This is a genomic window from Clostridioides sp. LIBA-6822 (genome assembly GCF_056688955.1).
Genome location: NZ_CP196995.1, coordinates 3,615,948 through 3,638,760 on the forward strand (window position 1 = coordinate 3,615,948; position 22,813 = coordinate 3,638,760).

The 22,813-nt window shown below is 29.3% G+C and carries 20 protein-coding genes and 2 riboswitches; of the genes, 1 reads left to right on the top strand and 19 read right to left on the bottom strand.

The annotated features are described in order from the left end of the window. From ACTG48_RS17155 to ACTG48_RS17185, 7 genes are all read right to left on the bottom strand, one after another. Window positions 1–921, bottom strand: a complete 921-nt coding sequence (locus ACTG48_RS17155; protein ID WP_021386048.1) for a 1-phosphofructokinase family hexose kinase — start codon at window positions 919–921, stop codon at window positions 1–3. Window positions 922–1,022: 101 nt separating this feature from the next. Then, window positions 1,023–1,775 (bottom strand): MurR/RpiR family transcriptional regulator, encoded by a 753-nt coding sequence (locus tag ACTG48_RS17160; RefSeq protein ID WP_479917493.1) that lies wholly within the window; start codon window positions 1,773–1,775, stop codon window positions 1,023–1,025. Window positions 1,776–2,057: 282 nt separating this feature from the next. Continuing rightward, window positions 2,058–2,675 (bottom strand): YczE/YyaS/YitT family protein, encoded by a 618-nt coding sequence (locus ACTG48_RS17165; RefSeq protein WP_479917494.1) that lies wholly within the window; start codon window positions 2,673–2,675, stop codon window positions 2,058–2,060. A gap of 87 nt (window positions 2,676–2,762) precedes the next feature. Beyond that, entirely contained in the window at window positions 2,763–4,211 is a 1,449-nt protein-coding gene (locus tag ACTG48_RS17170; RefSeq protein WP_479917495.1) for a glycoside hydrolase family 1 protein, read from the bottom strand. 17 nt (window positions 4,212–4,228) lie between these two features. Continuing rightward, a complete protein-coding gene (locus ACTG48_RS17175) occupies window positions 4,229–4,588 on the bottom strand; it encodes a PTS lactose/cellobiose transporter subunit IIA (protein WP_021385998.1) in 360 nt (119 codons plus the stop codon). 28 nt (window positions 4,589–4,616) lie between these two features. Then, complete coding sequence (locus ACTG48_RS17180; protein ID WP_021385988.1) at window positions 4,617–5,849, bottom strand: PTS sugar transporter subunit IIC; 1,233 nt, start codon at window positions 5,847–5,849, stop codon at window positions 4,617–4,619. Between the two features lie 22 nt (window positions 5,850–5,871). Next, window positions 5,872–6,189, bottom strand: a complete 318-nt coding sequence (locus ACTG48_RS17185) for a PTS sugar transporter subunit IIB (protein ID WP_009898152.1) — start codon at window positions 6,187–6,189, stop codon at window positions 5,872–5,874. Between the two features lie 245 nt (window positions 6,190–6,434). Here ACTG48_RS17185 and ACTG48_RS17190 point away from each other — a divergent pair, with 245 nt between their 5' ends. Continuing rightward, on the top strand, window positions 6,435–8,348 hold the full coding sequence (locus ACTG48_RS17190) for a BglG family transcription antiterminator (RefSeq protein ID WP_479917496.1): 1,914 nt from the start codon (window positions 6,435–6,437) through the stop codon (window positions 8,346–8,348). A 154-nt stretch (window positions 8,349–8,502) separates the two neighbouring features. Here ACTG48_RS17190 and ACTG48_RS17195 read toward each other — a convergent pair whose 3' ends face one another. The 12 genes from ACTG48_RS17195 to ACTG48_RS17250 form a co-directional block, all read right to left on the bottom strand. Then, window positions 8,503–9,642, bottom strand: a complete 1,140-nt coding sequence (locus tag ACTG48_RS17195) for a glycerate kinase family protein (protein ID WP_021386019.1) — start codon at window positions 9,640–9,642, stop codon at window positions 8,503–8,505. A 281-nt stretch (window positions 9,643–9,923) separates the two neighbouring features. Further along, complete coding sequence (locus tag ACTG48_RS17200; RefSeq protein ID WP_479917497.1) at window positions 9,924–11,111, bottom strand: M20 family metallopeptidase; 1,188 nt, start codon at window positions 11,109–11,111, stop codon at window positions 9,924–9,926. A gap of 13 nt (window positions 11,112–11,124) precedes the next feature. Beyond that, window positions 11,125–12,516, bottom strand: coding sequence for a YfcC family protein (locus ACTG48_RS17205; protein ID WP_021386101.1), 1,392 nt, complete (start codon window positions 12,514–12,516; stop codon window positions 11,125–11,127). A 147-nt stretch (window positions 12,517–12,663) separates the two neighbouring features. Then, a riboswitch (Lysine riboswitch) is annotated at window positions 12,664–12,843 on the bottom strand. A gap of 121 nt (window positions 12,844–12,964) precedes the next feature. Next, window positions 12,965–13,783, bottom strand: coding sequence for a class I SAM-dependent methyltransferase (locus ACTG48_RS17210; RefSeq protein WP_479917498.1), 819 nt, complete (start codon window positions 13,781–13,783; stop codon window positions 12,965–12,967). Window positions 13,784–13,909: 126 nt separating this feature from the next. Further along, the gene (locus ACTG48_RS17215) at window positions 13,910–14,674 is read right to left on the bottom strand and encodes an ABC transporter ATP-binding protein (protein ID WP_021386011.1); all 765 of its coding nucleotides are present in this window, start codon (window positions 14,672–14,674) and stop codon (window positions 13,910–13,912) included. After that, on the bottom strand, window positions 14,658–15,608 hold the full coding sequence (locus ACTG48_RS17220; RefSeq protein ID WP_479917499.1) for an ABC transporter ATP-binding protein: 951 nt from the start codon (window positions 15,606–15,608) through the stop codon (window positions 14,658–14,660). Before ACTG48_RS17220 ends, ACTG48_RS17215 begins: the two co-directional genes overlap by 17 nt. Window positions 15,609–15,622: 14 nt before the next feature. Continuing rightward, on the bottom strand, window positions 15,623–16,459 hold the full coding sequence (locus tag ACTG48_RS17225) for an ABC transporter permease (protein ID WP_021385969.1): 837 nt from the start codon (window positions 16,457–16,459) through the stop codon (window positions 15,623–15,625). A 1-nt stretch (window position 16,460) separates the two neighbouring features. Further along, window positions 16,461–17,408 carry an ABC transporter permease gene (locus tag ACTG48_RS17230; protein WP_479917500.1) on the bottom strand — a complete coding sequence of 316 codons (948 nt, stop codon included), beginning with the start codon at window positions 17,406–17,408 and terminating at the stop codon, window positions 16,461–16,463. After that, window positions 17,408–18,988: an ABC transporter substrate-binding protein gene (locus ACTG48_RS17235; protein WP_479917501.1), complete on the bottom strand. Its 1,581-nt coding sequence runs from the start codon at window positions 18,986–18,988 to the stop codon at window positions 17,408–17,410. Before ACTG48_RS17235 ends, ACTG48_RS17230 begins: the two co-directional genes overlap by 1 nt. After that, window positions 18,957–19,085: a hypothetical protein gene (locus ACTG48_RS17240; RefSeq protein WP_479917502.1), complete on the bottom strand. Its 129-nt coding sequence runs from the start codon at window positions 19,083–19,085 to the stop codon at window positions 18,957–18,959. Before ACTG48_RS17240 ends, ACTG48_RS17235 begins: the two co-directional genes overlap by 32 nt. 50 nt (window positions 19,086–19,135) lie before the next feature. Beyond that, window positions 19,136–19,301, bottom strand: a riboswitch (cobalamin riboswitch). 365 nt (window positions 19,302–19,666) lie between these two features. Next, window positions 19,667–21,307, bottom strand: coding sequence for a PTS transporter subunit EIIC (locus ACTG48_RS17245; protein WP_479917503.1), 1,641 nt, complete (start codon window positions 21,305–21,307; stop codon window positions 19,667–19,669). Window positions 21,308–21,326: 19 nt separating this feature from the next. Next, window positions 21,327–22,730 (bottom strand): Sapep family Mn(2+)-dependent dipeptidase, encoded by a 1,404-nt coding sequence (locus ACTG48_RS17250; protein WP_479917504.1) that lies wholly within the window; start codon window positions 22,728–22,730, stop codon window positions 21,327–21,329. Between the last annotated feature and the right edge of the window lie 83 nt (window positions 22,731–22,813).

A 22,813-nucleotide genomic window follows, 5' to 3' on the forward strand; every position in this document is an offset into this window, starting at 1 on the left:
TTATACCACCTTTCTGACTTTTATATTTTTTATATAATCTTCTACATTTTCTAAATTGCCTATCCCATTACTTTCAGCTACACTTGCTCCTGTTGCTGATGACCTTTTCAATGCATTTTCAATATCTTCTGGATTTTTCAACCATATACTTAGAAAAGCAGCCAATGCAGAATCTCCAGCGCAGGCAGAGCTAACAACTGTAACTGGTTGAGTACTCGCATAATAAATTGATTTTCCATTATAGAAATAAGAACCTTTTTCTCCTAAGGTTAACAATATATTTTGAGCACCTTTCAAGTGTAATAACTTAAGTACATCTTTAATATCCTCTTCATCTCTTACAATAATTCCAAATATATCTTTGATTTCTTCATCATTTGGTTTTATTAAATATGGATTATATTGTAATAGTTCTCTTAATTTTGGTGAACTTATATCCAGTATTATTTTTATATTTTTATTTTTACATATCTTAAATATATCTTCATAATAATTATCATCAATGCCAGGTGGTAGACTCCCACTTATTGATAAATGACTTATATCTTCTAGAGCCTCTATCTTCTCTAACATATCTAGTTTTTGTTTTTCATCTACATATGACCCAGAGTTAACAAATTTAAACTCATCATTTCCATCATTTAAAAATATATTTATACGGGTTGTATCTTCTACCCAAGTGGGTAATACATCAAACCCTCTCTTTTCACTTTCTTCAACTATATATCTTCCTGAGAATCCTCCAAAAAAACCCAATATTTTAGATTCTATTCCATAATGACCTAGTACAAATGATACATTTAGACCTTTTCCATTAGGAGAATATATAGCATTGGATGTACGATTTACTAATTTACTCTTTATACCATTAGTAGATATATTCATATCTATTGCTGGATTCGTAGTTAATGTATATATCATTGTCTTCCCCCTTGCTTCTGTTGTGTATGTTTTCATTATAATAAAAAAGTCTATGAAAATCTTTTCACAAATAGAAAATCGATTTTCATAGACTTTTTAATTTAGTTTTCAGAATTATTATATCTGACCATATAGTCTATAATTATTCTAGATATAATATACAATGGTAACCTAGATGATACTTCATATTCAGAAATTGAGATATGCTCATGCTTATATCCAACAATATATAAATCTGAATAATTTATAAGTTTTGCATTTTCACTACAACAGCAAGTTATAACTTTAGCCCCTCCTAAGTTGGCATTTTGTGCTGATTCTACAAGTTCTACAGTATTTCCGTTCAATGAAAATATAATTATAAGCTCATCTTTTTTTATTGATTTAGATTTTATTTTCATTATATTTGGGTCATTTATAAACACTACATTGAAGTCGAGTAGTTGCAATTTAAGACTAAACTCTTTTGCTACATACTCAGTAAGTCCTCTTGCTAAAATGTATATCTTACTAGATTTATTTATAGTTTTTATTATATTAATTAATGTAGTTAAAGATATTTGTTCTATAACCCTCTGTGCTTCTATAAAAGATTTATTTATTATATCCCCCATATTTTGTATATCATCATTTTCATCTTTTACTGTTAACCTATACCTAAGTTCATTAAAACCATTTAAACCACATTTTCTAATTGCTCTTGAAACAGTTGCTGGAGATGAATATGTTTCGTGAGCAATCTCTACTATAGATAATTCTGGCAATATCGACTCATTTTCATTTATAAATTTAATTATTTCAAGTTCTGTTTTTGTTAGATTTTCAGAGTTGCTTTTGTTTAACTCAATTATCATATTTTTTATCTCCTCGTATATAGTTTTATTTGTCTAAATTTATCAAGTATTTATAATAATATATTACCTCTTAAGTATTAATTTTTATACACAATTAAGATTTAGTCAATGTCTATATATGTAAATTTATAATATCATAATTTTATGCTTTAATTCATTATGTTATTTTGCAATAAAAAAGGAATTATTCAATTACTAGTACTGATTAATCCCCCATTTTACAACCTTCAAGTAACTTAAACTATTAGAAATGATTTACAAACAATAAACTTTATCTTCTGCTTATATACTTGAGTAATATCTTTTTTTATTAATAGAAATTGCCTTACTAACAATTGAAATTGTAGTGCCCGTACATAATATTGAAAATAGAGTTCCAAACCCTATATTTCCCCCTAAATATATACCTAAAATTAAAAACAATACGTCTGCTATAGTTTTTAAAACTTTGTATGAATATCTAAAATTATCTTCAATATAGATTAATATAGCGTCTAAGGGGCTCATCCCAATATCAAACTTTATGAGCATTGCAAATCCAGTGCACATAAGTATATGACCAATTATGAAACTCATTATTTTAATAGTAGTCCCTAAACTACCTATATTAAAATCTAATAATAAATATATATAAAAATCTATAAATATTCCTGCTAGTAATACATAAACACAGCTTCCTAATCCCAAATTTTTTTTATTCAATAACAATGCTATAAATAACAAAGTTCCATTATATATTAATCCTGCTATTGTATAATTTACACCTAATTTTAGATGTATACCTTCATTTAATAGTGTAATTGAATCACTACCAAGACCTGACTGAAGTATAAGAGATATACCACATACCAACATATTTATAATTAAAAATACAAACATAAATTTTTTTATAACACTCATAATTAATAAACCACCTTATTTATAATTATAATCCCCCTTATAAAACTATATTAATAATATAGTATTTATAAGAGGGATTATTTATATTTAGAAATTATTTACTTTTTCTCCTAATTCTTCTCCATTAGTTTTTATTGCATTTTGATACCAATAAAAACTATCTTTTTTATGACGTTCTTTGCTTCCATTTCCATTGTTATCTATATCTACATATATAAATCCATATCTCTTTTCCATTTCTTGAGATGAACAACTTATTATATCTATCGGTGACCACATACAATAAGCTAGTATTTCAGTCCCATCAGCTATAGCTTCACCTATTTGCTCTATATGTTTTCCTAAATAATCTATTCTATAACTGTCATGGATTTTTCCATCTTCAAATTTATCATGCATTCCAAATCCATTTTCCGCTATCATTATTGGTTTTTGATATCTATCATAGTATTGAGATAAAGTATGATATAATCCTTTTGGGTCAATTGCCCATCCCCATGGATTTGCTTTTAGGTATGGATTTTTTATATTGTCAATTGGATTCATAGTATTTTTACTTGCTGAAACCGTTGTAGAATAATAATATGATAAAGCTAGAAAATCCATAGTATTTTCTTTCAATACCTCTTCATCACCGTCCTTCATAACTATATTTATATTATTTTCTTTGAAAAACCTCTTAATATAAGCTGGATACTTCCCTCTAAAACTTACATCAGTAAAGAAGTATTGTATTCTATTTCGTTTTAAAGCAAATACTACATTTTCGGGGTCACAGTCTTCTGGATAGGATGTACAATCTGCCATCATCATACCTATCATCATATCTGAATTTATTTCTTTTCCAAGCTTCTTAGTTAAAGCTGTAGCCATAAATTGGTGATGAATAGCTTGATATTTAGCATTTTCTACATCTTCTACCTGATCTACACAAAATGCAACTGAATTAAATGATTCATGATACATCAAATTTATTTGGTTTATAACTATCCAGTACTTAACTTTATCTTTGTATCTATTTAACATTAATTCTGCATACCTAACAAAGAAATCTACTACTTTTCTATTAACCCACCCTTTATATTTCAATGTTAAATTTAAAGGTGTTTCATAATGAAGTAGTGTTACAATAGGCTCCATGCCATTATTTATTACTTCATTTATAAGATTATCATAGAACTTTAACCCCTCTTCATTAGGCTCTAAATCATCTCCATTTGGAAATATTCTAGCCCAATTTATTGAAAATCTAAAACACTTTAATCCTAGTTCTTTTAAAAGCTTTAAATCTTCCTTGTATGTATGATAAAAGTTTATTCCACTTCGCTTAGGATAATATCCATTCTTATCTTTCATAGCAAACTTTATTTTTTCTATAGTCATATCAGACTCATAATGTTTAGATATATCTCTATCTTTATCATATATATGTACATCAGCTAAACACCACCCTTTTCCACCTTCATTCCAGGCACCTTCTAATTGGTTAGCTGCTACAGCCCCACCCCATAAAAAACCTTTAGGAAACTTACTCAACTTAATCACTCCTTATTCTATTTGTTATTTAAATCATTTACTTTGTATTCTATGGACTTTACTATTCCTACTAAAGACCTAGTTATATTTAATTCGCTGAATATTGTCATAAGAGTATCTTGAGCATGTGCAAATAACAGTGAGTGAGCTCTTTTCTCTCCACTAGCTTCTCCTTGTATAATTTTAGTTTGAGCTCTATGTGCTTCTGTCATAAACTCTTTTGCTTTAGCTAGTTTCAAATCAGCATTTTTATAATCAAACTTTTCTAAATCACTAAGAGCTTGTTTAATTTCAGTTCTAGCCTCTCCTGCACTAAGTATTATTTGCATTGCTACTTCTACTAGCTCTTCATCTATTATATGTTCTTCAATTGTCATATTTATAATTTCCTTTCAACATCTAAATTTAAGCTTCTTGACTCTCTAATTTTAGTTCTTCTTTTTCATAAGCTTTAAAAAATGGATACCATATCATAAATAATAATACTATATTTATTGCTAAAACAATGAGTCCCTTAACATCTTGATTTATCATAAAAGTAGATATACCAAAAGGAAGATACCATAAATTAAACACCTTACTTGGAATTGCAACGAATCCCATACTCATTGATAAGTAAGTAGTTATTGATATTAACACTGTTCCTATCCACATAGGTAACATTAAAAAAGGGTTCCATGCTACTGGAGCTCCAAACATTACTGGTTCATTTATGTTCATTATTGAAGGAACAACACATGCTCTTCCTATTGCTTTTATTCTACCAGCTTTGGATATACACATCATTAATACTAGTGGCAATGTCGCTCCCCATCCACCTAAAGTTATCCATCCTGTTTGAATAACTTCATAAGTATATATATTAGTTGCCATGCCACCTGATGCTACAGCTGCTGCATTGGCGGCAATTGCACTAAGCTGAATTGCATAGGTTATTGGGGATAGTACCCAGCCACTTATACCCAAAGAGTATAAAAATACTACTAAGAAATTTAACAATACAAATCCAGGCAATGTCTGTGCTATGTCTGATACTGGTTTAAATATTCTAACTATTATCTCAAACATATCAAAATTAAGTCCATAAATTAATCCCCAACCTATAAACATTATCACTGCTATAGGTAACATACTGTCAAACCATTTACTTACGAAATCAGGAAGTGCTGAATCTTCACCGAAAAATGAAAAAGAGCCAAATAAGGACATTATTAATCCAGAGAACAATCCTGCAACTAGTGCCACAAGCATCCCCTCTCCTCCAAATCTATTGAAGTTAAATAAAGCACCTTGTTCTGTAATCTCTGGACGAATCATCATCAGCATTAATCCAGCTCCTGCAAGGCCTGCAACTATACTCATATTTTCAAATTTCTTATTCTTCATTATTTCCATAGGTAATAAAAATGCTATAAACAATCCTAAAAGCCCAAATGTATATTGATTTATTGGGCTTAAATCAGGTAAAAAACTTATGTAATTTTTCAAGACAGAAACGATAGTTACTAAAGAACCTACAAATACCATAGGTAAAACTTTCATTATAGTTGATTGAACTGATTGTACCCATATATTCTTAGTTATTTTATTTACAACAGGAGTAAACTTTTCACTTAACAAATCTATAAATCTATTCATAAATAATCTCCCCATAAGTATTTTATTTGTTTGATATTAACTCTAATGCTTCTTCTAAAGCCTTAGCACCATCTAATCTTCCATATGCAGTTTTAGATATACATGCTACTGGCACATTATATTCATTAGCTTTTTGTTGAATTTCTTCCTTCATATAATCTAAGTGTGGCCCTAATAATAAACAATCTATTTCCGATAAATACTTATCTATTTCTGACTCACTTCTCGCTTTTATATCTGCTTCTATGCCCTTTTTCTTTGCACTCTTTCTCATACTAGTTGCCATAAAACCTGTACTGGCTCCTGAACCACATGCCAATAATACTCTTATATTTTTCATATTAATACCTCCAGTATTTTTATCCATTAGTTTATTTCTTAATGAATTTTTTATTTGATTATGATTATATTGTACTTCCTAAATAAGTTCATTTCACATAAATATATTTCCTAATAATAGGAAATCATTTACTCTTAACTAAGCCTATTAATATATAGTATAATGTACTTTATAATACGCACATTCAATTATATAATATATCATATCATGCAGATTTTATTTTAAAACTATGCGAGGGAATACTAATGAAAACATCTAAAAAAGAGCTATTTTTAAATTATATAAAAACGCAACACGATTGGATAGATTCATCCACATTAGCTAATTACCTTAATGTATCAACACGTTCGATTAGAAAATATGTAAATGAAATTAACTCCACTGGTGAATTTATACTGTCATCTAAAAAAGGATACAAAGTAAATCTTAATAATAATTGTCAAACTAAAATTGATAGTTCAGAAAATACATCACCTGATAATAGGTTAAATTTAATTTTAAAAGAACTTATAGTTAATAGTAGTGGAATTAATATATTTGATTTAAGTGAAGAATTATTCGTTAGTTCAGCTACCATTGAAAGTGACATAGTTAAAGCTAATAAATTTATAGGAAGTTATAATTTAAAGATAAAACAATCAAGATTTTTATTGAAACTGATTGGAAATGAATCTGAAAAACGTAAATTAATGAGTTCCATAATATTTAAAGAAACAGGAAGTGATTTTTTAAGTTTATTTGATGTACAAAAAATATATCAAGAATATAATCTAACTAAATTAAAAGAAAACATAATATATATATTAAAAAAATACAATTTATTTATAAATGAGTACGCTATAAATAATATACTTCTTCATCTAATGATAACTATAGATAGAATAAAAAAGAATAACTACATAGAGTCTGTTGAAGTAGTAAACTATATAGACAATAATATAGATATAAACATTGCAAAAGATATATCAAATTTTTTAGAATCAGAGTACAACATAACTTTAACTAGTACAGAGTTATACTATTTAGTATTTCAGTTAACAAACAAAACCACAGTTTTAAACTATCATAAAATGGATACTAAATCTTTATCAAATTATATAAATGAACATTTTATTAATCTAACTAAAAAAATAATTAAAAATGTGTATGATTTATACTTTATAGATTTATCTGATGATGAATTTGTTGTTAAATTTACTCTTCATGTAAAAAATTTAATCAGTAGGGCTAAGAATAATCAAATTTTGAGAAATCAAATACCTCAGAAGTTAAAAGATTCCTATCCTCTGATATATGATATATCTGTTTATATTTGTAATCAGATTCAAATTTTAGAAAACATAGAAATAGATGAAGATGAAATATCTTATATATCTCTACATGTAGGCTCATTTTTTGATAGACAAAAACTACTAGAAGATAAAGTTCTTTGTGCATTAATTACTCCAAATTACTATGATTTACAACTAAGAATAGTAAGAGACCTTGAAAAAAGATTTAATGAATCTATAGAAGTTATTCAAATTTTTTCAGATATTCATAATCTAGACTTTGATAGCAAAGTAGACATGGTCATCACTACCTTACCAATTAGTAATAGATGCCCCATACCTTTTGTATATATAAATCCTTACCCAAATAGAAAAGATTATGATAATATCCAAAGTAAATTTATTCAAATCAAAGATAGAAAAAACATACTTACTGTACAAAATCATTTAGAAATGTACTTTAGTGAGTCTTTATTTATGAAAAATATATATTTAGATAGCGCTAAAGATTATATAAAATTTATGGGAAATATTCTGCACAAAAATAAATATGTTAAAACTACTTATGTAGATGATGTTCTTATAAGAGAAAACATGTCTTCAACTGCTTTTAATAACAATGTAGCAATTCCTCATAGCATGAAAATGGATGCTTTAAAAACTGGTGTCTGTTTAATTGTCAATGATAAACCAGTTAAATGGGGTGAGGAAAAAGTACAAATTATAGCCATGATACCCATAAATGAAAATGAAAAAGAAAAATTCAATTACATATTCGAAAGCCTTATTGAAATACTGTCTGAGTGGAATAATGTTAAAGAACTTACTAAGGCAGATAGCTATAGTAGTTTTATGAATAGAATAGCTTATCTTATTCAGAATATCTAAATACATGTATTTACAATATATATTGTTAAAATTATTAATACAAAATAAAAAAGCTATTACACTAAAAGTCTAAATTTCTACGTGATATCTTTCTTTTTTCGTAATAGCTTTCTTCTTTAATTAATATATCTTATTTTTATTACTTATTTTTTGGTTATTGTACACTAGTTATAAGATTAAATATTTGTATTGTTGTGGCAGTCATATTATCAATGGCAGTTTCTTTATCCATTGCTTCTTCTATTGTCATAGCCCTATTTACTATAGAAAAATAAGCATCTATCCCCTCTTCATTACACTTAACTGCATCTTCTGTTGTCGCTCCAGCTAAGCCTATTACTTTTGCACCATATTTTTTAGCTAATTTTGCAACTCCTATTGGTGCCTTTCCCATAGCAGTCTGATTATCCAATCTACCTTCTCCAGTTATAACAAAGTCTACACCTTTTAACTCTTCCTCTAATTTAATCTCTTCTAATATTATTTTTATTCCAGATTCTAACTTTGAATTTAAAAATGCTAAAAACGCAAAACCCAGCCCTCCTGCTGCTCCTACCCCTTCCACATTTGCTATATCTTTGTCTAAATCATTTTTGACTACATTAGCAAAGTTTCTAAGCCCATTATCTAACTCTTCAATTATTTCTGCTGTTGCACCTTTTTGAGAGCCATATATATGTACAGCTCCATTTTTCCCAAACAGTGGATTGTTTACATCACAAGCTATTTTAAAATTACATTCATCTAGTACTTTTAATCTATTATCTATTTTTATATGTCTTATTTCATTTAAAACTTTTCCACCTAATCCTACTAATTTGTTATTTTCATCATAAAACTCAAATCCTAAGGCTTGAAGCATACCTACTCCAGCATCATTGGTGGCACTTCCTCCTAAACCTACTATAAAGTTTCTACATCCCTTATTTATTGCTTCCTTTATTATTTCTCCAACACCATAAGTTGTAGTGTATAAAGGATTTCTAAGTTCAATTGGAACCAATGTCAGTCCTGATGCTTGAGCTATTTCTATTATTGCTGTATTTGTCTCTTTTAATAATCCATATGTTGCATTTACTTTTTTAACTATTGGACCAGTAACTTCTATGATTTCTTTTTCACCATTCATTCCTTGAACTAAAGCATCTACTGTTCCTTCTCCACCATCTGCAAGTGGTAATATCTTTACTTCTGCATCTTTTTTAACTTTTAATATTCCTTTTTTTATTGCATTCGCTGCCTCTATTGAAGATAAGCTTCCTTTCAAGGAATCTATAGAGATTAATATTTTCATATTTATCTACTCCTTATTTTATTATAAGAATAATTTCATTTTTATTTTATACCCTACATCTCTCTTTGTATATAACATATACTATTTATCTTATTTTTATTTTGTAAAAATACAAATATATATTAAATAGATTTTCGTTTGTAGAACTATTTACGTAATTATTATCATACATGTTTCTCTTTATACACCCAAATTGGTTATAGCAAGCCTTCACTTCCATCATATAAAAAAGGTATTACCAATTTTTAGGTAATACCTCTTTGTTTTATTTTCAATTTAAATTAATTTAAGTGATTTTTCTTAATCTCATCAAGTAGCCCATCTTCCAGATAAATCTCCAATGCACAGCCCACCATTGCCTTTACTGATTTATGAAGTTTATCATAAGCTTCCTCAGAATTTGCATAATTTAGAAACTCTTTTTCATGAACATATACCATTGGATTTATATCTAAAGCTATTTCTGTATACATAGTAGGACAAACTTGACTTACATTACCTATATCTGTAGAACCTACTGGCCCATCTTTCCCTTCTAGTATATCTGTTATACCTGCTTCGATTAAATTGTTTTTTGTTATCCTTTGAAGTACTTTATTGTTTATTATATTGTCAAAAGAATTTTCAAAATATCTATAAGAAAGTTTAGCTCCTGTCATTAACTCTGCTCCTTTTGCACAGTTTATAACTTTTTTAGTTACTTCATCTAAATAACTTCTTTCAGCAGCTCTTACAAAAAACTTACAAGCTGCTTTTTCTGGAACTATATTTGGGGCTTCTCCTCCATTTGAAACTATACCATGTATTCTAACATCTGATTTTACATGTTGTCTTAAAGCGTTTATTCCAGCAAAAGTAAGTTGCACTGCATCCAATGCATTAACTCCCATATGAGGATGACTAGCTGCATGTGCTGATACCCCTTCAAAACTAAACTCTAATGAATCTATTGCCAAAGCCTTGCAGTTTATATTATTGAACGCTTCTATATGCATCTGATAGCTTACATCAACATCGTCAAAAGCTCCTGCTTTAACTAAGTCACATTTTCCTCCTGTTGTTTCTTCAGCTGGTGTCCCTATTAATACAATTTTTCCTTTAAAATGTTCTTTTAACTTACTTAATACTATACAGGCTCCTAGTGTAGATGCCGCAATCCAGTTGTGTCCACAAGCATGACCTGGCTCTTTATCTTCTCCATATCCAGGAAGTGCATCATACTCAGCTAAAAATGCTATAGTAGGACCATCACTATCTCCTAATTCTGCTCTAAAAGCAGTATCCATATTGCAGTACGGATAAGTTGTATCAAATCCATATTCCTTCATTTTCTCTACTAAGTACTTTGATGATATATATTCTTCTTCGCCTAGTTCTGGGTTATTGAATATAAAATCACATACTTCTTCAATTTCTTTTCCAAGTTCATTCTCTATCTCATAGGCTCTTTTCTTTACACTATCTATCATAACTTACCTCCTATTAGAATCCTAGATATAATCCTATTGTCAAGAATACCATTACAAGAATTGTTAATACTACCATTAGAGGAACTACGAATCTAACCCACTTTGACCAAGGAATATTAGCTACTGCTAGTGCTCCCATTAAAACACCTGATGTAGGTGTTATTAGGTTAGTTACACCTATACCAAATTGATAAGCTGTAACTATCATTTGTCTAGATACATCAACTAAGTCTCCAAGTGGTGCAAGTACAGGTATTGTAAGTGATGCAAGTCCTGATGCTGATGGTATTAAAAATGCTATTAAACCTTCTATCAAGAAAGTTAAATTTATAAATATAGTTTTTGGTAGTCCATTTAATAAATTTGCTGCAGAATTTAAAATTGTATCTATTATAAATCCATTTTCTGCTATTATTACGATTCCACGTGCAAATGCTATACATAACCCAGCTGTCATTAAATCTCCTGCTCCACTTATAAATGAATTAACTATTTCATCTTGTTTAAGCCCTGACGCTATTCCTGATATTATACCTATTGCTGTAAATATCATTGCAATCTCAGTTATATACCATCCTAACCTTAAAACTCCAAATATCATAATTGCCATACCTATTACGAAAATTGCTATTACCATGGCTTCTCTTTTTGTAAATTCTTTTATGTTTGTATCAGTATTAGTCATTGATTCTTGATTTAGTGATATATCGTGTACTAAAGACTTTTTAGGGTCTTTTTTAACTCTATTGGCATACATCATAACAAATCCTATAGATATAGCCATATATATTATAAACATAACAACTCTAAACTCTATTCCAGAACCTGGTGTTATTTGTGACAATGCCTGTGCTATTCCTACAGAGAAAGGATTAGTAGTTGCCGCTCCAAATCCAGCTGTTGCTCCTATAAACACTGTTGCCACCGCAGTTAATGAATCATATCCCATGCTGGTCATAAGTGGAATAAATATCATATAAAAAGGTAATGTTTCTTCACTCATTCCAAAAGTTGTACCACCAAGACCAAACAAAATCATTGATATAGGTATTATTAAAAATTGAAACTTCTTCATTTTATTTACAGTGTGTGCTATAATGGCTTCTATTGCACCTGTTTTGTTAACTATTCCAAAAGCTCCTCCAACTATCAAAACAAATCCAACTACTTCAGCTGCATCTATAAATCCCTTTATAGGAGCTGAAAATACATCAGTAACACCTTGTGGATTTGATGGTGCTTTTTCATAAGTTCCAGCTACAACAACTGACCTTCCATCTATATCTACCCTTTCAAAATTTCCACTTGGTACTATCCAAGTAAGAACTGCCATTACCACTATTAATAAGAATATTATAGTAAGTGTCTGTGGCATACTAAACCTCTTCTTTTTTAAACTGCTCATTTGTAATCTCCCCACTTTTTAAATTAAAATATTTTATTATTGCATCCCTTTTCTATCCTATTTTGCATAGATGTAAAAAAGCTCAACATGGATACATGTTGAGCTAAATGTGCTAAATACAACATACCTACATCTTCCCTTTATCTTATCTAAGATAGCTCTCCATCAAAATTCGGGCTGATTTTGATGACAGTACTGTACTTATTAAATACAGTCCCAGCACTAGCTTTGGACACTAGCACTTCGGCACTTACTCCTTTTATATTGCTTCATTGGTTTCCGACCTCTTCAATATTAATCTTAGTAAATGCAACCTCTACCTCAATCTTTTTATTAGATGAGGTAATGCTTATTAAATTTTATTTATTGTAAATAATTGTAGCATAATATGTCGAGATTGTAAATATTTTCAATATAATAATACTTACATTTAATGACATTGACAAGTTTAATTTATACTATTCCAGTATATAATTATAACTTTAGTTTTATGTTTAAAAATATATTTATCTTCTCTTTTTTCTATATTATCTATATATTTATCTACCACTTCACCAAAATTAATCTTTTTATTTAATTCAGTTTCCATTTTAAGATGTATATCTTCTATGCTATCAAATTCAATTTCATTTTCTACATCAATAAACTTTGTGTCTGCACATATATTCAAAGAATGTAGTATATTTGGAATATATATATAATCTGGGCAGGTTCTATCTTTCTCCCCTAAATCAATATACAAGTCATTGAATAATGGCTTTTGAATAGCCCTTACTATAATTACTTTTTCTTTAGCCAACTTATTCATTTTATTCAAGGCATCTTTAATATTCCAAATTCTATAAAGTGAATTCACAGATAAAATGTAGTCACTGCACTCAATATTGACATCTTCCCACTTACCTTGTACTGTGTTTATATTAGTTATATTATGTTCCCTAATCTTTTGTTCAAGTACATCAAGCATATCCCTTGAAAAATCATTAGCAGTTACGACCTTGCATTTTTTAGAAAGTGGTATAGTAAATTTACCTGTACCTGCACCAATTTCTATAAGATTTTTTCCTTCATCTATTAATTTATCAATAAAATCAAATACTTCTTTTGAATAATCATAAAGTGTTGGATTATCATCATACTTATGAGATAATTTTTTAAAAAATAGTCTTTCCACCTCATCATCAAATGCTCTTTCCTTTGCATATCCTTCTTTATTTTCAATATACTCATGCCATTTTTTTTCGAAATCTATATCTTTATAATACATGATTAATCTTCCTTTCTAAAAATGTTAAGGTTGAGACTTATCATTTTCCATAATCAAAGTAAACCACTTTTACTAAATTAATGCTATATTAATTAAGTGCTTAACTAAATAATTGATTACTCTGCTCTAAAAATTAATAAAATTCTCAATAAGCTCTTTAGTGTAAGTATGCTTTGCACTTTTATATAATTCTTTGGAACCTATAATTTCAACTATCTTACCATTTAACATAACTGCAATTTCATCACTAAATTCCTTTACTAAGTCTATATCATGAGATATAAATAAATAGGTTATATTAAATTGTTTTTGAGCTTTTTTCAGAACTTGTACAACTTGAGCTTGTACAGATACATCTAACATTGATGTAGGCTCATCCAATATTATAAATTTAGGCTTTAATAAAAGGACTCTGGCTAAAGCAACTCTTTGTATTTGTCCTCCACTGACTTGATATGGGTATCTAGTTAAGATTTCCTCGCTGATTCCAACAAAACTTAAATATTCCTTTATATATTCTGTTGATTTATTCTTCTCATAGATTTTATGAATCTTTAATGGTTCTACAAGGCTATCATATATAGTTTTCTTAGGGCTTAGAGCTGAATCTGGATGTTGAAATATTACTTGCATCTCTTTTCTTAAATTCCTCATCTGAGAAAAATTATAATTACTTATATTTCTACCATTAAAATAAATTTTACCTCCATCAGATTTAACAAGTCTTAAAATAAGCCTTGATAAAGTTGATTTTCCACATCCGCTTTCTCCTACAAGACCCAAGGTTTTTCCTTCTTCTATTTCAAATGATACATCATCTACTGCCTTAACTATTTTCTTATTAATTATTCCGCTCCTAAACTCCTTATAAAGATTACAAACTTTTATCATAAATAAAACACCTCACCTTTGAGCTATTTACATCAAATAGCACTGGCTCATAATCAGAACATGATTTTTTTGCAACTTTACATCTTGGAAAAAATCTACATCCTTTTGGTAAGTTTGTTAGACTTGGTGCTATCCCATCAATAGGCATTAATTTTTTATTTGGCTGTGAATCAATTAGACCTTTTGTATAAGGATGTAAAGGGTTATTAAATACACTATCTTTAGAACCCCTTTCTATGATTTTCCCTGCATACATAACCATAACTTCATCACAAAGTTTTTTGGCTAACATTAAATCATGAGTTATAAGTATCATGCTAACACCCATATTACTTCTTAAATCACAAAATACCTCATATACTTGTTTTCTTATTATTGCATCTAGCCCTTTAGTTGGTTCATCTGCAATTATCCAGTTTGGGTTTAGTGCTGTCCCTATAGCTGCCAATACTCTTTGGCTCATTCCTCCACTTAGTTGGAAACCATAAGAATTGTAAATTAAATCAGTATTTGAAAATGAAAATTTTCTTAATATATCTAAGCTCTTACTCTTACATGAGCTCTTTTTTTCTTTTGCATGATAATAGAAAAGTTCATTAATATGACTTCCTACCTTTAACATTGGATTAAAAGAACTCGACGGATTTTGTGGTATTAATGCTATCTTTTTTCCTCTAATTTCTCTGAGTTCTTTTTCCTTAAGTTTTAATAAATCTTTGTCTTCATATAAAATGCTACCTGAGACAATTGAATTATTGGATACAAGGTTTAAAATTCCCAATCCTAGTACTGATTTTCCACTACCAGTTTCTCCAATAATTCCTGTAATTTTACCACTTTGAAAAGTTACAGATACTTCGTCTACAGCTCTCACTTTTCCTTCTTTAGTATTAAAATAAATTTTTAAATCTTTTATATTTATATCTCTGCTCATATTTTTGATTCCTTCTAAAGATATTGACTTAAAGAGTTGATTTTTTCATCAAACATATCCCTTAGCGCATCACCAACTAAATTTATACTACAACACAATAATAATATGCTAAAGCCTGGTGCCAGCAACAAATTAGGATAACTTCTAAAATGTGTTTTAGCATCATTTATCATAACTCCCCAATCTGCCTGTGGAGGTTGTATCCCTAATCCTAAAAAACTTAGCGATGCCATAGAAAGTACACTCTTCCCTATTCTTATTGTAAATAGTACTATAAATGGAGCAAATATGTTTGGAATTATATAATGAAAAATTATATGAAGATGGCTGGCACCTAATGCTCTTGCACCTTCAACATATTTTTCCTCTTTTACCTTTAGTACCTCTCCTCTAACTACTCTTGAAAACCCAGCCCAAGAAGTAAATACTATTGCTATTAATAAACTTTTTATTCCTGGACCAAGAACTCCAGCAAGAGCAATCATAAAGCTAAGACTTGGAAGACCTTGAAATATATTTACAATCGACTGAATTATCATATCTACTATACCACCACAATACCCTGCTACTATACCTACAAAACTTCCAAATATCATTGTTAATAAGGTTGCTACAAATGCTAAAGATATAGACACTCTAGCTCCATACAATATCCTACTTAAAATATCCCTTCCTAGAGTATCAGTCCCAAGTATATGCTCTCTAGATATTCCCATTAACCTATCCGCCATTTGCACCTTATTAGGGTCATATGGAGCTAATTTAGGTGCAAAAAAAGCAACAAGTATCATAATTATTAACACTAAAAAAGCTACTTTATGTATAAATAACATTCCTTTAAATTTCTCCATATCATTTACCTCCTATCCTTATTTTAGGATTAAGAAATAGATAACATATATCCACAACTAAACTAAATAATACAAATATAATTCCTGTAAATAGTACGTATCCCTGTACAACTGGATAGTCTCTACTCATTATTCCTTGTATTACATAGCTTCCCATACCTGGAATACTAAAAATAACCTCAACTACTGTAGAACCTCCTAAAATTGCACCAAAATAGTTTCCTAAAACGGTTACAATAGGCATTAAAGAATTTAAAAAAGCATATTTAAAAGTAATTATCCTATTTGGCAATCCTTTAGATTTTGCTACTGTTATATAGTTTTGTCCCATACTTTCTATTAAAGTTGCTCTATTTAACCTAGCTACAGTTCCTATTGTACCAGCTGCTAAAACAAATCCAGGCATTATTAAGTGTTTAATTGTTCCATACCCACTCGTAGGTAGCCACCTAAGAGTTTCACAAAATATACCTAGCATGATAATTGCTAACCAAAATCCTGGGATAGAAGTCAGAAATAATGATACAAAAGTACCAATCTTATCTATAGCTGAATCCTTTTTAAGAGCCATGATTATAGCTAATGGTATAGATAATACTATAACAAAAAACATAGCCATTAAAGATAAAGAGAAGGTTATTGGCAACCTTCTCAATATATCTTCTGTGATAGATGTCTTTTTGATATAGGAAAGTCCTAAATCTCCAGTTATAGCTTTTTTAGTCCAATTAATATATTGAACTACAATACTATCATTTAATCCTAACTCTTCTCTAACTATTTCTATTTCTTCTTCTGTAGGAGCAGAAACACCATCCATGCTTAAATATTCAACTGCTGGGTCACCAGGAGCTATAACACCCAATATAAATGCTAGAAATGTTATTCCTACCAAAATAGGAATAGTCATCAATATTCTTTTAATTAAATATTTAAATGAATTTTTCACTACTCACTCCACTCCATACTTACTAATGTAGTTCCATATAATGTCGGCTTGTACCCAGCTATTTTTTTATTATAGGCAATTAAGTTAACATCTTCAAATAATGGTATAGCTGATGGATGTTCTGCTGATATATCTTGAAGTTCATCATATATTTTACTTCTTTCATCTAAATTCATTGTTTTTTCTAATTTAGCTATTAACTCATCTGCTCTTTCGTTCTTATAACCTAACGAATAAGCTATATTACTTGACCCTGTACTTCTCATATAACTATCAAATATAGAAAATGGTTCTGCATTTGGAAGCCCTTGTGTGTGAAGTGCTATATCATAATTTCCTGTTTTTTGTGCTTCCTTAAAAGCAGCTCCATCAAGTATAGTTATTTTAGAATTTAATCCAACTTCACTTAATACAGATTGTATATACTCAGCAACAGTTTTATATGGGTAACGGTCTACACCATAAGATGGAATTATAAACTCTAGCTCCTTTGTTTCCCCTTTTAGTTCATCCTTTATTATTTTCTTTGCTTTTTCTGCATCATAAACAGGTTTAATTTCCTTACCAAAAGGAGAACCTTGATTCAATATATTCATAGTTGGAGTTCCGTATCCTCCATAAAATTTATCTACTATGGTTTCTCTATCTACCAGCAAACTTAAAGCTTCTTTTATTTTCACATTATTAAACGGTGCTCTAGTACCATTTGTTGATATAAATTGAGTTATTGTTGATGGAGACGATTTAATCTCAAAGTTTTCATCCTTTACTAGTTCACTAGCTAACTCTGGAGTAATTGCCCCTAAATCCATAACACCCATAATTTCTTCTGATTTAAGTGCTGTGTAACGAGTTTGAGCATCTTTAATTACGTTTACTCTTACATTTTTAATTTTACTTTTTTCTCCATAATAATCTTGATTTCTCTCTAACAAAACATATTGTTCTTTTTCTCTTTCTTTTATTTTAAATGGCCCAGTTCCTTGTGCATATTTAGTAAAATCTCCAGTTTGTACATCAAAACACTCTGGACTATACATAGCACTTCCAAACCTAGCCATATTATATATTAAAGTTGATATCGGTTTACTAAAAGTAAGTTTAACTTCATAGTCTGAAACTTTACTCACATCTTGTAAATTAGGATATGTTTTTTCTATATCAAATGAATAAAAAGGCGAAGATTTAGTTTTCATACTCATATAACGCTCAAAGTTTTTTACTACTGAATCTGCATTTAATTCTACTCCATCATGGAATTTTACACCTTTCTTTATTGTAAATGTCCATTCTTTATAATCATCTGAATTTGACCACTTCTCTGCAAGCTCAGCTTTTGGTTTTCCATCATTGCCTAACCCTATCAATGGCTCCCATACATAAAGTATTGAACTTGTGTAATACGCATCTTGCTCTCCTGGAGCCAAATCCCTAGCTGCTGCTAAAACTACTTCCTTTTCATTATTCATCTTGCTAACATCATTATTTTCTTTTGGTTTGCCACATCCAACTAATAAGGACAACATTAACACAACTGTTAAAACTATACTAATCAGCTTCCCATTTAAATTCTTCCTCATGATATACTTCCCCCTTATTTATAAATATGAGCATTAAAAAAGTTATAGCAAATAATGCTATAACATCCCATTTTAATATGTATACTTTAGTTTCCAAATTCAATATACAAAATAATAAATTTAGTTGCTCCCCCCTAAATTTATTTACTAATATTTAATGTAGGTATCTGACTTACATTTTATACCTCAACCTTACCAAGTAACCTATGGTAGATATGAGGAATTTATTCATGCTTACAGTGATGGGTTCGTGTTGGACTTTCACCAACTTCCCTACTCTTTAAATATGTTTATTCAGTTATTAACTTAATTGTATGCAATCTTATATGGATTGTCAACTTAAATCAAAATATATCACTATTTGTAAAGTAAAATATTGTACTTATCTATGTTACGTACTTTAGAAATTAAAATTCTAAATACTTACTGTATCTCTACTGAATATTTTCCAAGTGATAATGATATTAATATTAATGCAATTAATATGATAACTAGACAAAAAATATTTTATATATCTCCCCATTATGTTTTATTTTACAACTTAATTATTATTAGACAACGTATAGCTAAAATGCCTATAATATACTATTTAAATCAAGTAGATATTTTTTTACTAGTCTTCTATAATTAAAAAATAAAGCCATACAAAATAATCTAATTTGTATGGCTCTACATCTATTAATCTACACCTAACACAGCTTTAACCTTAGATGCTATTGTAATAACCCTTGGTCCAAATATAACTTGAACTGAGTTTTTCTTTTTAACAACTCCACTTGCTCCTAACTCATTTACCCAAAAACAATCTTCATAAAATCCATCTATTGAATTTAACTCTACTCTAAGTCTAGTTGCGCAGTTCGTAATGTTTTTTATATTGTCACTCCCTCCTAAACCTTCTATTATAGAATATACAAGTTCTGTATCCTTATCTTCTACTGTCCCGTTGTCTGTAGATTTAACAGCACCTGCAGATTGTTTTTCTCTATATTCTTTCTTACTGTAAAGCTTAACTTCTTCTGAACTTCTTCCTGGTGTTTTTATATCAAACTTCTTAATTGCCCATGTAAATATTACATAAGTAACTACAAAGAATATTGGTATTAAAAATAATAGAGGTAATGCATCCACTTTTTGAGGTTGTAATAAGTTAGGGAACATATTTCTAAATGATTCACCCATTATAGAAACATTAAACATCTCTGTAAACACATATGTTAATCCTGCTAGTGGAACATATGCCACAAAGTACAATAATGGTGCAACAAACAAGAATGTATATTCTATAGGTTCTGTTACTCCTACTAGCATAGCTGTCACTATTGCTGGTATCAATATACTTAGGGCTTTTTTCTTATTAACATTATCGGATAACTTGTACATAGCTAAAGCTGCTGCTGGTAATATTGCAAAATGTATTAGTAATCGCCCTGTTGTAAAATTACGAGTAATATAAGATAGTGTATCTGGGTCTCCCATTTGAGCCAATCTGATATTGTTAACACCTTCGTAAATTGCTCCACCTACTTCCATTGTTCCACCTACTCTTGTGTATTCTATAGGAAATGCAATTAAATGGTGTATCCCAAATGGTAATAACGCTTTATCCATTGCTCCAAAAGTAAATGTTCCTAATAATCCACTTGAACCTATCCAATTACCAAGCTTAGATAATGCTAAACCTATTGGTGGCCATATGAAGTACATTCCTGTGCCTAATACTATTGCTGCTATAAACATCATAATCATTGAAGACCTTGCTCCTGAGAAAAAAGATAATGCACTAGGAAGTTCTGTGTCAACAAATTTGTTATGTACTGCACTAGCCACAAAACCTGCTATTATAGCTCCAAATATACTACAGTCATATGAGAATATTCCTAAGAAAGAACCATATAATGAGCTACGACTATATGCTTCTGCCTCACCTAATCCAGATGCCATAAATGCTTCCGCTGTAACTGTGTCTGAATTTATACCATTTGCTATTAATAATGTGTTTATAACTGTGTGCATTCCTATGAATAAAACAATTCCTCCTAATGCACCCCACCCTTTTTCCTTTTTAGATAATCCAAAAGCTATACCAGTAACAAAGAATATAGGTAAATATCTCATTACCATAAATCCTAGGTCATTTATTACTTTAAAGAATACATTTATAAATGAACCTTCCTGTATTAACCCGCTGAGCCCTAAAGCAGAAACGTTTTCCATATTTGCAAAAGCTGACCCTAATCCTATAAATACTCCTGCTACAACAAGTAATATAACAGGAATCATCATTGCTCCAGAAAGTACTTGTAATTTATCCTTCATAGTATTATTTCCTCCATTTTTATTGAAATGCTAAACTATATAATGCATATATATAAACTTCTATAGCTTTATATAGTGTGTCCATACTTATGTTTTCATTTGCCTGGTGTGAATTTGGAATATCTCCCTCTATTGTGGGACCAAATGCAACTCCATTTTCTAATACCCTTGCATAAGATGCAGCTCCTTTTGTAAAAAGTTCTGCTTCTTTTCCAAAAACTTGTTTATATGCAATTGATAACTTATTTATTAACTCACTATCTGGTTCTACATACAATAGTTTTAAATCCTTATATATATTAACTATTAAATTTTCTTTTTTTCCAATTTCATTGATTTTATTAATTATAAATTCCCAACTTATACCCTTAGGATATCTAAAATCTATTTTCATACTTAACTCATTTTTTTCTAATAAAAGGCTCATTATACATATTGTAGAAATTCCCATATCTACATCTTCTGTATATAATCCTAATTTTTTTCCATGATTATCATCTGTAAAGTATGAATTTAAAATATCTTTTATTATGATTCCTTTATCATTTAGCTTTTTGATTTTATCTAAGTCCTTTGCTAAATTGAATGCACAGTTATATGACCTGTGTGGGTTTCTTGATAAAGCCCTTTTTCCTATATATCTTACTAATATTTTATCTTCTTCAATTTCTTCTATCTCTGTATAATAAACCAATAATTTTATTAAATCTTCCTTATCATTAGTTTTAAAAATAGCTTCAATTTTATCACATACAAATCCATCTTCTTTATTTGACTTTATCTCAACTAAATTGTGATTTCTAAGTCTATCTTCTTTTATTTCCTTTTTTAGATTAAAGTACAAAATACCCTTCTCTCCATTTACTATTGGGAAGTTTCCATCTGGAGAAAATGCAAACTTTGGCTGTTCATTGATGCTAAAGTAATGCTCCATACATTCCCAAGTTGTTTCTTCAGCTCCACCTACTATCAATCTAATCTTTCTCTTTGGTTTTTCATTAAGTTGCCTTAAGAAAAGTAATGCATATAAAATTCCTACCAAAGGTCCTTTGTTATCATTAACACCTCTACCATAAAGATAATTATCTTTTTCACAAACTTTAAAAGGTTCACTCTTCCACAGCTCTTTAGTATATATTGGTACAACATCTATATGATTAAGTACCCCAACTACTTCTTCGCCTTCTCCATATTCTATATGGATTGCATATCCATCAAAATCTTTTACAACAAAATCTTTGTCTTTTGCTATTTGAATAAGCTTATCAAATGCATTTCTTATTTCTACCCCAAATGGCTGATTTATATCTACTGTACTTTCATCTCTAACTGAAGGTATCTCAACTAGACCCGCAATATCTTTTACTATGTTCTCTTGATTGGATTTTAAATAATCAATAATTAGCTCTTTATTTACTATCATCTTAATTATTTATCACCCCTTTATATTAGTTTTACAAAGCATTTAAGTTCATATCTACATTATAAATTTTGAATATTGTTTTT